Raw genomic sequence first — 11,617 nt, 5'->3', positions numbered from 1 at the left:
ATGGCCGAACACCACGACATCTCCCGGGTCCACTTCGTGGGCATCGGCGGGGCCGGCATGTCCGGCCTGGCGCACATCCTCCTCGAGCGCGGCGGGGTCGTCTCCGGCTCCGACCGCTCCGACGGGGAGAACCTGCGCTGGCTGGAGTCCCTCGGCGCGCACGTGGCCGTGGGGCACTCCGCGTCGAACCTGGAGCTCGCCGGGCAGGCGCCGACGGCGGTGGTGACCTCCTTCGCCGCCATCCCGCAGGACAACCCCGAGCTGGTCGCCGCGCGCGAGCGGGGCATCCCCGTGCTGCGCCGCTCCGACCTGCTGGCCGAGCTGCTGGCCGGGCACAACCAGGTGCTCGTGGCCGGCACGCACGGCAAGACCTCGACGAGCTCCTTCGTCGTCGCCGCGATGACCGCCGCCGGGCTGGACCCCAGCTTCGCCGTGGGCGGGGTGCTCGGCTCGACGGGCACGAACTCGCACCAGGGCTCGGGGCCGGACTTCGTCGCCGAGGCCGACGAGTCGGACGCCTCGCTTTTGAGCTACCGCCCGGACATCGCGGTGGTGACCAACATCGAGCCGGACCACCTGGACTACTTCGGCGACGCCGCCAGCTACTTCCAGGTCTTCGAGGACTTCTGCGACCTGCTCGGCCCCGAGGGCACCCTGGTCGCCTGCCTGGACGACCCGCACGCCGGGGGACTGGCGGCGCGCCGCCACCACCAGGGCGTGCGCGTGGCCGCCTACGGCACCGCGCGGGCCGCCGCCGAGCACCCGCACGTGCCGCGCCTGGCGCGCATCCTGGCCACCGAGCACACCGCCTCGGGCACGCTGGCGCGGGTGGAGCTGGACGGCACGACCGTCGAGTTCACCGTGCACACCCCGGGCGAGCACATGGTGCTCAACGCCACCGGCGCGCTGGTCGCCGGCTACCTGTGCGGCGGCGAGCCGGAGAAGCTGGCCGCCGGCATCACCGCGTCCTCCGGGGTGCACCGGCGCTTCGAGTCGCACGGTGTGGTGCCCTCCGGGCGCTGCGCCGGCGCCGAGGTCTTCGACGACTACGCCCACCACCCGACCGAGGTCGACGCCGTGCTGCGCGCCGCGCGCGCCCGGGTCGAGGCCCGCGGCTCGGGGCGCGTGGTCGTGGCCTTCCAGCCGCACCTGTACTCGCGCACCGCGGAGTTCGCCGACGAGTTCGCCGAGGCGCTCTCGCTGGCCGACGCCGTCGTCGTCCTCGACGTCTACGCCGCCCGCGAGGAGCCGGTCGACGGTGTGGACGGCGGGCTGATCGCCGGGAAGGTCGACGGCGCGGTCTTCGAACCGGACGCCGCGGCCGTGCCCGCGCGCGTGGCCGAGCTGGCGGGCCCGGGCGACGTGGTGATCACCATGGGCGCCGGCTCCGTGACGAAGCTGGCCGACCCGGTCTACCGCGCGCTCGCTGGTGAGGGCGCCGGTGAGGAAGCCGGCGCGGCGGGTGCGACGGCTGCCGCCGACGCCGACGCCGACTCCGCCGGGGCCGCTGGCTCCGGGGCCGGCCACGACGTCGCCGACACCGACTCCGCCGGGGCCGCTGGCTCCGGGGCCGGCCACGACGTCGCCGACACCGACTCCGCCGGAGCTGCCCGGTGAGGCGCCGGGTGACCCTGATCGTCGCGGCCGTGGTGGCCGTGGCGGTGCTCGCGGGCGTGGCCGTGTGGGCCTTCCCGGTCTTCACGGTGCGCGACATCGAGGTCGAGGGCAACACGAACGTCGCGGCCGAGCAGGTCGTCGAGGCCACCGGCGTCGGTGAGGGCGAGAACCTCGTGCGCGTGGACACCACGGCCGCAGCCGGCGGCGTGGCTTCCCTGCCGTGGGTGCGCCAGGCCACCGTGGGCCGCCACCTGCCGGGGACGCTGAAGGTCACGGTCGTCGAGCGCACGGCCGTGCTCAAGAGCGGCGACAAACTCATCGACGACCAGGGTGAGGAGTTCAGCGTGGACAACCCGCCCGAGGGGATCCTCGAGGCCGAGGGCGAGGCCGCCGCGGCCCCCGAGGTCGCGGAGGCCGCCGTCGCGCTCGACCCGGAAACCCGCGGGCAGATGGCCAAGGTCTCGGCCGCCTCGCCGGAGGAGATCACCTTCCACACGAAGGACGGCCGCGAGGTCTACTGGGGCTCGGCCGAGGCCGCCCACGACAAGGCCCTGGCCACCCGCACCGTGCTCAAGCGCGAGGGCCAGCACTGGAACGTCTCCAACCCGCAGCTGGTCACGGTCCGCTAGCAGCAGGCGCCGGAGATGGGCCGTCGGGGGAGGGGCGCGCACCCCCTCGCGGGCACCGCGCCGCACGCCGCGGCGGCGCGCAACACGCTCCGCACCCGCCCCGCGCCTGCCCCGCACCCACGCCGCGCGGAACCGCGCACCTGCACGGACGGGACGTCGGAAAGCGGCAGGGTACAACCCTCAAGTAGTCATTGAGGGTAGCGACACGCCCACGAAATGTCCCCCAATTTCGCCCCGCTATCGCGGAAGATGGGGAGCGAACCGCCGGACGTCTTTGGCCGGCCGAGAAGCGTAGTCCCGAAGAATTAGCGAAAGGCGAGCCAGAAGCACATGACCTCTCCGAACAACTACCTCGCCGTCATCAAGGTCGTCGGCGTCGGCGGCGGCGGAGTCAACGCCGTCAACCGCATGATCGAGGAGGGCCTGAAGGGCGTCGAGTTCATCGCCGTCAACACGGACTCCCAGGCCCTGATGTTCTCCGACGCGGACGTCAAGCTCGACATCGGCCGCGAGGCCACCCGCGGGCTCGGCGCCGGCGCAAACCCGGAGGTCGGCCGCGGCTCCGCCGAGGACCACAAGAGCGAGATCGAGGAGTCCCTCAAGGGCGCCGACATGGTCTTCGTCACCGCCGGCGAGGGCGGCGGCACGGGCACCGGCGCCGCGCCGGTCGTCGCGGGCATCGCCAAGAAGATGGGCGCGCTGACCATCGGCGTGGTCACCCGCCCGTTCAAGTTCGAGGGCAAGCGCCGTACGCGCCAGGCCTACGACGGCATCGACAACCTGCGCGAGGTCTGCGACACCGTCATCGTCATCCCGAACGACCGCCTGCTGCAGCTCGGCGACGCCTCGCTGTCCATGATGGAGGCCTTCCGCGCCGCCGACGAGGTCCTGCACAACGGCGTCCAGGGCATCACCAGCCTGATCACCACCCCGGGCGTGATCAACGTCGACTTCGCCGACGTCCGCTCCGTGATGGCCAACGCCGGCTCCGCCCTGATGGGCGTCGGCTCCTCGCGGGGCGACAACCGCGTGATGGCCGCCGCCGAGCAGGCCATCAACTCGCCGCTGCTCGAGTCCACCATGGACGGCGCGACCGGCGTGCTGCTCTCCATCGCCGGCGGCTCCGACCTGGGCATGATGGAGGTCAACGAGGCCGCCAGCATGGTCCAGGAGCAGGCCGACGACGACGTCAACCTGATCTTCGGCACCATCATCGACGACAACCTGGGCGACGAGGTCCGCGTGACCATCGTCGCGACGGGTTTCGACGCCGCCAACAACCAGGTGGCTGAGGGCGGCGCGGCCGGCGCCGGCGCGGCTGCTTCGGGTGCCGACGCCGCGCAGCACGGCGCGGGTGCTGCCGGTGCGGCCGGCGTTGGTGCCGGTGCTGGCGTTGGTGCCGGCGCGGGCGAGTCCCGCCCCGCCGCGGACCCGACCCCGGCCCCGCGCGGCTCGCTCTTCGCCGACCGCGGCCGTCACCACCGCAGCGACGAGGGCATGTTCACCGGCTCCGACGACTGGCAGGCCCCGCGCCGCGAGGAGCGGCCCGCCGCCCGCCCGGCCGAGCCGGCCGACGAGGACGACCTGGACGTCCCGGACTTCCTGCGCTGAGTCGCAGCCGCCGAGCCGTTGAGCCGCTGACGCCATGCTGAGGCACCTGTTCACCGCGCGCGCCGGGGGTGTCTCCGCGGCGCCGTACGACTCGCTCAACCTCGGCCACCACGTCGGCGACGACCCGGCGGCCGTGGCCGCCAACCGGGCGCGCCTCGGGGTGGACCCGGAACGCATCGTGTGGATGGACCAGGTCCACTCCACGACGGTGCGCGTCGTCGACGCCCCGGCCGCCGCGCCCCTCCCGGCCACCGACGCCGTGGTCACCGACCGCCCGGGCGTGGTGCTCGCCGTGCTCGTCGCGGACTGCGTGCCCGTGCTGCTCGGCGACGCCGAGGCCGGCGTGGTCGCCGCCGTGCACGCCGGACGCAAGGGCGCGGCCGGCGGCATCGTGCCCGCCGCCCTGGAGACGATGGTCTCCCTGGGCGCGCGGCCCGAGCGCGTGACCGCCTGGCTCGGCCCGGCCGCAGGGGGCGCCAGCTACGAGGTTCCCGCCGCGATGGCCGCCGACGTCGAGCGCACCCTGCCCGGCTCGCGCTCGACCACCTCGGCCGGCACGTGCGGGCTGGACCTGCGCCGCGGCCTGGCCGCCCAGCTGCGCGCCGCCGGCGTCGCCGAGATCCACGTAGACTCCGCCGACACGATCACGGACGCGCGTTACTTCTCCCACCGGCGTGAGGGCACCACCGGCCGGCAGGCGGGACTGGTGTGGTGCGAGAGAGGACTGCAAGATGACCGAGATTGACGACGTCGCGCCCGAACGCGCCGCAGAGCTGCGTGCGGCGTTGGCGCGGGTGAAGGACCGTGTCTCCGACGCCGAGCGCGCCGCCGGGCGCGAGCCCGGCTCCGTGCGCCTTTTGCCGGTCTCCAAGTTCCACCCGGTCGGCGACATCGCCGCGCTGGCCGCGGCGGGCGTGGAGTCCTTCGGCGAGAACCGCGAGCAGGAGGCCCGCGAGAAGGCCGCCGCGCTGCCCGGGGTGAAGTTCCACATGATCGGCCAGATCCAGACCAAGAAGGCCAACTCGGTGGCCCGCTGGGCGGCCGTCGTCGAGTCCGTGGACTCGGTGCGTCTGGCCGGGAAGCTGGACCGGGGCGTCGCGCTGGCCGTCGAACGCGGCGAGCGCGCCGAGGGCGAGCTGCCCTGCCTGGTGCAGTGGTCCGCCGACGGCGACCCCGAGCGCGGCGGCGTTCCCGACGCCGACCTGGACGCGGTGTGCGCCGCCGTCGCGGACGCGGCGCACCTGCGCCTCGCGGGGCTGATGTGCGTGCCCCCGTTGGGCGCCGACGCCGAGGAGACCTTCACGCGGGCACGCGCGATCGTCGATAATTTGGGCGACGGGATGATCCTGTCGGCCGGCATGTCCGCGGACCTCGAGGCCGCGGTCGCGGCGGGCAGCGATCTCGTGCGTGTCGGAACCGGCATCTTCGGGCCGCGCCCGTTAGCCTGAGAACCGACCAATCGCCCTGCCAGCGAGAACAACCAGAAACCCGACCAGAAAAAGGGGAGAAGATGTCGATCATCAGGAGCGCCCGGGAGTTCTTCGGCCTCACGCCGATGGACGAGATCGCGGACGACGAGTACTACGCCGACGAGCCGCGCGAGACCGAGCGCGAGCACTACTCGGCGCACCGCGAGCCGGCCGCGGCCTACGAGCCGCGCCGCTACGACTACCAGCGCCGCGTCGCCGTGGTGCCGGTCGTGCTGACCTCCTACCGCCAGGCCTCCCGCGTCGGCGAGCCGTTCCGTGACGGCGACGCCGTCGTCTTCGACATCTCCGGCATGGAGCAGAAGGAGGCGACCCGCATCGTCGACTTCGCCGCCGGCATCTGCTTCGCCCTGGAGGGCAAGATGGTCAAGATCGCCCCGCGCGTCTTCGCCGTGACGCCCAAGGGCGCCGACGTCGACCAGGCCGAGCTCGAGCGCGCGGCCCGCGTCCGCTGACGCGGACCGATCGCTGATAGGGTGGCGCCTCGTGGAAACCGTCGGAGTGCTGCTGCTGTTTTTGATCGGTCTTTTCCAGCTGGTGCTGGTGGTGCGGATCATCATCGAGATGATCCACTCCTTTTCCCGGCAATTCGCCCCGCCGCGCTGGTTTTACCCGGTCGCTGAACCGATGTTCCGGATCACCGATCCGCCGGTGAAGGCGCTGCGCAGAATTATTCCCCCGCTGCGTATGGGTGGGGTGGCGCTGGACATTTCCGTCATCGTCCTTTTCATCATCCTCCAGCTGATTACCTTGCTGGTGAGGCTGATCTTCTTCCCCGTCCCGGGAATCACGGCCTAGCTTTCGCGTGGCCTCCGGGCGGCGTGTTGGTTGGCGAGACGGGTCAATATCAACTAAAGATTAAAGGGGAAGCCCCTGCTTTCCCACTGTTGCCGACGGTACACTGTCGGGGTAGACACGTAAGATATTCACAAACAACCGGTGCGGGCCTGGCAGCTTGCACTCCGTGAACCGAAGGGAACGCCCATGCCGCTGACACCAGCTGATGTGCACAACGTCGCTTTCAGTAAGCCGCCGATCGGCAAGCGTGGCTACAACGAGGACGAGGTCGACCAGTTCCTCGACCTCGTGGAGGACACCCTCGCCCAGTACCAGGACGAGAACGAGGACCTCCGTCAGCGGGTGAGCGAGCTGCAGTCCGGCGAGGGCAAGGGCGCCGCCGCGACCCCGACGCCGGCCCCGGCCACCAAGGCCGAGGACAAGGTCGACGAGGCCGCCCTGCGCAAGGAGATCGAGCAGAAGCTGCGCGCCGAATACGACACGAAGCTCGCCGACGCCAAGAAGGCCGCCGACCAGGCCAAGGCCGACGCCGACAAGGCCCGCAAGGACGCCGAGGAGGCCCGCAAGTCCGCCGCCTCCGCCGGCGAGCAGAAGGCCGCCGCCCCGGCCGCCGCTGCCGCTCCGGCCGCCGCCGGCGCCGCCGGTGGTGCCGCGACCGCGGAGACCCACATGCAGGCCGCCAAGGTCCTCAGCCTGGCCCAGGAGATGGCCGACCGCCTCACCTCCGAGGCCCAGGCCGACTCCTCCTCGATGCTCGAGGAGGCGCGCACCTCCGCCGAGAAGCAGATCTCGGACGCCGAGTCCCGCGCCAAGACCCTGGTCTCCGACGCCGAGAAGAAGGCCGAGCAGACCACCTCCGAGGCGAACTCCCGCGCCCAGGCGCAGATCCGCCAGGCCGAGGAGAAGGCCGCGTCCCTGCAGAAGGACGCCGAGCGCAAGCACAACGAGATCATGACCACGGTCAAGCAGCAGCAGAACGCGCTGGAGACCCGCATCGCCGAGCTGCGCACCTTCGAGCGCGAGTACCGCACCCGCCTGAAGACCCTGCTGCAGTCCCAGCTGGACGAGCTGGACTCCCGCGGCAGCGCGGCCCCGAACGCCAACGAGGGCGCCGAGAACTAGCGCACGCCTCGCTCTGCGGCCCGGCAGGTGGATGTCCACCGCCGGGCCTTCGGCGTGTTCGGGGGTATCCCGTTTCCTCCGGGGGAATGGTGCCGGGTCCGCAGTGCGTGGGCGTGCCAGGCCCGGCAGGTGGATCTCCATCGCCGGGACTTCGGCGTGACCGCGGCAGTGCGGTCCCGCGCGGGCGGTTTGCGGTCCCGTGGCTGTCTCCTGTCTTCCGGTCCGACGCGGCGCTTGCGCCACGGCAGTCCGTCCGTACGCCGCGTGAGCGGGTCCATCGCGCTAATCTCGAGGTAGCCCCGAAATACCGCCGAACACCCCGAGGAGAGGCCCCCGATGACGAGCGTCGTGCTGCTTTTGGCCTGCATTTCATTCGTGCTCTTCGTCGCCGTCGTGGCCACCAACAACACCGTCCTCGTGGTGCTGATGTTCATCTCCCTGGCCGCCGCGGTGGCCCTGTGGCTCGTCGACCTGATCAGGGTGCGCCGTAACCGGCCCGGCCGGAGCGCCCAGAGCGCCCAGAGCGCCCGGAGCGCCCGCGCCGCGAGCAGCTCGCGCAACGGCGGCGAAACCGGTCACTGAAGCCAACGCGGAGCCTGCCGCGCCCGAAGCTCCCGGAGCGGCGCTGAAGCCGGCCGCTGAGGCCACCGCGGATCCCCATGCACCCGCCGCCGGCCACCCCCGGCGGCGTCGAGGACGGCGATCAGCCCTCCATGGGCTACACTGTTCGCCATCACGGGCAGTGAGCCGGCCATCACCGGGGAGCCTTCCGGAAGAACGTCCGCGCCGCGCGAGCGGCGCAGGCAAGTAGAACCGGACGGGTGGGAACCGTCATCTTCCTCCACAAACGAAGCGGCCGCACCACGGTGCGGCAAGCGGGGTGGTACCGCGGGCCGCACACGGCCCGTCCCCGCGGTCGTCGGAAAGCAATGTGGAGGAAGCGATGAGCAAGCAAGACGTGGGGCACGCCTACCCCAAGGTCGACATGACGGACGGGTCCACCCGCTTCGCCGAGATGGAGACCAACGTCCTGGCCTACTGGGACAAGGACGACACCTTCCGGGAGTCGCTGCGCCAGCGTGAGGGCCAGCCCGACTACGTCTTCTACGACGGCCCGCCCTTCGCCAACGGCCTGCCGCACTACGGGCACCTGCTCACCGGCTACGTCAAGGACATCGTCCCGCGCTACAAGACCATGCGCGGCTACCACGTCCCGCGCGTCTTCGGCTGGGACACCCACGGCCTGCCCGCCGAGCTCGAGGCCGAGAAGCAGCTCGGCATCACCGACAAGGGCCAGGTCGAGGACATGGGGCTCGCGGAGTTCAACGACTACTGCGCCAAGTCCGTGCTCGCCTACACCGACGAGTGGCAGGAGTACGTCACCCGCCAGGCCCGCTGGGTCGACTTCGAGGGCGGCTACAAGACGATGGACCTGAGCTACATGGAGTCCGTCATCTGGGCCTTCAAGCAGCTCTACGACAAGGGCCTGATCTACCAGGGCTTCCGCGTGCTGCCGTACTCCTGGGCCGAGCACACCCCGCTGTCCAACCAGGAGACCCGCCTCGACGACTCCTACAAGATGCGCCAGGACCCCACCCTGACCGTCACCATGCCGCTGACCGGCGCCTGGGAGGGCACCGCCGGCGTCAAGACCTGGGCCGAGCACCCGGAGCTGCACGACGCAGCCGCCATCGCCTGGACCACCACCCCCTGGACCCTGCCGTCGAACCTGGCGCTGGCCGTCCACCCCGAGGTCACCTACGAGCTCGTCCGCGTCGGCGAGAAGACCTCCGTCGCCGAGTTCGCCGGCGCGAAGCTGCTCGTCGCCGCCGAGCTGCGCGACTCCTACGCCAAGGAGTTCGGCGGGGACGCCGAGGTCCTCGGCAGCTTCACCGGCGCGGACCTGGTCGGCCTGACCTACAAGCCGGTCTTCGGCCACTTCGCCGATCGTGCCGAGTCGGGCGCCTTCCGCGTGCTGGCCGCCGACTACGTCACCACCGAGGACGGCACCGGCATCGTCCACACCGCCCCGGCCTTCGGTGAGGACGACATGAACGTCTGCAACGACAACGACATCGACCTGGTCATCCCGGTCGACATGGACGGCAAGTTCACCTCGATGGTCCCCGAGTACGAGGGCCAGCTGGTCTTCGACGCCAACAAGGAGATCATCCGCGACCTCAAGGCCGCCGGCCGCGTGCTGCGCCACCAGACCATCGAGCACTCCTACCCGCACTCGTGGCGCTCCGGCCAGCCGCTGATCTACATGGCGCTGCCGAGCTGGTTCATCTCCGTGACGAAGTTCCGCGACCTGATGGTCGAGCTCAACCACGAGCAGATCGAGTGGATCCCGGACCACGTGCGCGACGGGCAGTTCGGCAAGTGGCTCGAGGGCGCGCGCGACTGGAACATCTCGCGCTCGCGCTACTGGGGCTCGCCGATCCCGGCGTGGGTCTCGGACAACCCGGAGTACCCGCGCGTGGACGTCTACGGCTCCCTCGACGAGCTCGAGGCCGACTTCGGCGTGCGCCCGACCTCGCTGCACCGCCCCTACATCGACGAGCTGACCCGCCCGAACCCGGACGACCCGACGGGCAAGTCCACCATGCGCCGCGTCACCGACGTCCTCGACGTCTGGTTCGACTCCGGCTCCATGCCGTTCGCGCAGAAGCACTACCCGTTCGAGAACAAGGACTGGTTCGAGACCCACTCGCCGGCCGACTTCATCGTCGAGTACATCGGCCAGACCCGCGGCTGGTTCTACGTCATGCACGCGCTGTCGACGGCGCTGTTCGGCCGCCCGGCCTACAAGAAGGTCGTCGCCCACGGCATCGTGCTGGGCAACGACGGGCTGAAGATGTCGAAGTCGAAGGGCAACTACCCGAACGTCAACGAGGTCTTCGACCGCGACGGCTCGGACGCCATGCGCTGGTTCCTGATGAGCTCGCCGATCCTGCGCGGCGGCAACCTGATCGTCACCGAGCAGGGCATCCGCGAGGGCGTGCGCCAGGCGCTGCTGCCGATGTGGAACGCCTACTCCTTCCTGCGGCTGTACTCCTCGAAGCCGGCCGAGTGGTCCGTGGACTCCACCAACGTGCTGGACCGCTACATCCTGGCCAAGCTCCACGACGTCGTCGCCGGCGTGCGCGACGCGCTCGACGCGACGGACATCTCGCGGGCCTGCGACGAGGTGCGCTGGTTCTGCGACGCGCTGACGAACTGGTACGTGCGCCGCTCCCGCGACCGCTTCTGGGCGGGCGACGACGACTTCCCGGAGGCCTTCAACACCCTGTACACGGTGCTGGAGACCCTGACGCGCACCGCGGCGCCGCTGCTGCCGATGGTCTCCGAGGTCATCTGGCGCGGCCTGACCGGCGGGCGCTCGGTGCACCTGACGGACTTCCCGGACCCGGAGAAGATCCCGGCCGACGCCGACCTGGTCGCGGCCATGGACGCGGCCCGCGCGGTGTGCAGCGCGGCGTCGTCGATCCGCAAGGCGCACAAGCTGCGCAACCGTCTGCCGCTGGCGAAGCTGACCGTCGCGCTGCCGGACACCGCGGCGCTCGAGCCGTTCGCCGACGTCATCCGCGACGAGGTCAACGTCAAGAACGTCGAGTTCACCGACGACGTCGACTCGGTGGGCTCCTTCCAGGTCGTCGTCAACGCGAAGGTCGCCGGCCCGCGCCTGGGCGGCGACGTGCAGAAGGCGATCAAGGCCGTCAAGGCGGGCAACTACACCCGCGAGGGCGGCGACGTCATCGCCGACGGCGTGCGCCTGAGCGGCGACGAGTACACCGAGCGCCTGGTCGCGGAGAACCCGGACTCCACCGCGCGCGTCGAGGGACTCGACGGCCTGGTCGTGCTCGACATGGAGCTGACCGAGGAGCTCGAGTCCGAGGGCTGGGCCGCCGACGTGGTCCGCGGCCTGCAGGACGCGCGCAAGGCCGCCGGGCTCGAGGTCTCCGACCGCATCTCGGTCGAGCTGGCCGTGCCGGAGGAGAAGGCCGAGTGGGCGCACCGCCACGAGTCCTGGATCGCCGAGGAGGTGCTGGCGACCTCGTTTGAGGTGGTCACCGGCGGTATCGGCGAGGACGCGCACGAGGTCATCGACGGCGTCTCCGCGGCGATCGCGAAGGCCTAGCGTCGGCTTGAGCGCAGCGCCTTAAGTGCAATGGCTTAAGCGCAATCGCCCGGAGCCGAGGCCGGGCGCTCCGGCAGGGGCGCTCCACTGACGGGGCGGGATGTTGCTGTGAACATCCCGCCCCGTTTTTCAATTGCCGACGCCGCGCCTTCCGCCACTTGGCGCCCGACTCCCGCCGGGTGCGATGGGGCGTGGCGCGCCACCTGCGGCGC

General features: G+C 71.3%; 9 protein-coding genes and 1 pseudogene. All 10 read left to right on the top strand.

Features of this window, described 5'->3' with window-relative positions; all coding sequences use genetic code 11:
• Positions 1-1,431 (top strand): annotated as a pseudogene (gene murC / locus CFRA_RS07940) (UDP-N-acetylmuramate--L-alanine ligase); the annotation flags it as partial.
• 194 nt (positions 1,432-1,625) lie between these two features.
• Positions 1,626-2,246 carry a cell division protein FtsQ/DivIB gene (locus CFRA_RS07935; protein WP_245797527.1) on the top strand — a complete coding sequence of 207 codons (621 nt, stop codon included), beginning with the start codon at positions 1,626-1,628 and terminating at the stop codon, positions 2,244-2,246.
• 330 nt (positions 2,247-2,576) lie between these two features.
• On the top strand, positions 2,577-3,857 hold the full coding sequence (gene ftsZ / locus CFRA_RS07930) for a cell division protein FtsZ (RefSeq protein WP_075664205.1): 1,281 nt from the start codon (positions 2,577-2,579) through the stop codon (positions 3,855-3,857).
• A gap of 34 nt (positions 3,858-3,891) precedes the next feature.
• Positions 3,892-4,602, top strand: coding sequence for a peptidoglycan editing factor PgeF (gene pgeF, locus CFRA_RS07925; protein WP_075664204.1), 711 nt, complete (start codon positions 3,892-3,894; stop codon positions 4,600-4,602).
• The gene (locus CFRA_RS07920) at positions 4,589-5,305 is read left to right on the top strand and encodes a YggS family pyridoxal phosphate-dependent enzyme (protein WP_075664203.1); all 717 of its coding nucleotides are present in this window, start codon (positions 4,589-4,591) and stop codon (positions 5,303-5,305) included. Before pgeF ends, CFRA_RS07920 begins: the two co-directional genes overlap by 14 nt.
• A gap of 62 nt (positions 5,306-5,367) precedes the next feature.
• Positions 5,368-5,799, top strand: coding sequence for a cell division protein SepF (locus tag CFRA_RS07915; RefSeq protein ID WP_075664202.1), 432 nt, complete (start codon positions 5,368-5,370; stop codon positions 5,797-5,799).
• Between the two features lie 31 nt (positions 5,800-5,830).
• Positions 5,831-6,142, top strand: a complete 312-nt coding sequence (locus CFRA_RS07910) for a YggT family protein (protein ID WP_075664201.1) — start codon at positions 5,831-5,833, stop codon at positions 6,140-6,142.
• Between the two features lie 186 nt (positions 6,143-6,328).
• Positions 6,329-7,264 carry a DivIVA-like cell division protein Wag31 gene (wag31, locus tag CFRA_RS07905; protein ID WP_075664200.1) on the top strand — a complete coding sequence of 312 codons (936 nt, stop codon included), beginning with the start codon at positions 6,329-6,331 and terminating at the stop codon, positions 7,262-7,264.
• Positions 7,265-7,600: 336 nt separating this feature from the next.
• Positions 7,601-7,846 (top strand): hypothetical protein, encoded by a 246-nt coding sequence (locus CFRA_RS07900; protein WP_075664199.1) that lies wholly within the window; start codon positions 7,601-7,603, stop codon positions 7,844-7,846.
• Positions 7,847-8,207: 361 nt separating this feature from the next.
• Positions 8,208-11,405 carry an isoleucine--tRNA ligase gene (ileS, locus tag CFRA_RS07895; RefSeq protein WP_075664198.1) on the top strand — a complete coding sequence of 1,066 codons (3,198 nt, stop codon included), beginning with the start codon at positions 8,208-8,210 and terminating at the stop codon, positions 11,403-11,405.
• Positions 11,406-11,617 lie beyond the last annotated feature (212 nt).

Source organism: Corynebacterium frankenforstense DSM 45800, assembly GCF_001941485.1.
GTDB classification, from domain to species: Bacteria; Actinomycetota; Actinomycetes; order Mycobacteriales; family Mycobacteriaceae; genus Corynebacterium; species Corynebacterium frankenforstense.
This window is presented reverse-complemented; position numbering and strand designations above follow the sequence as displayed.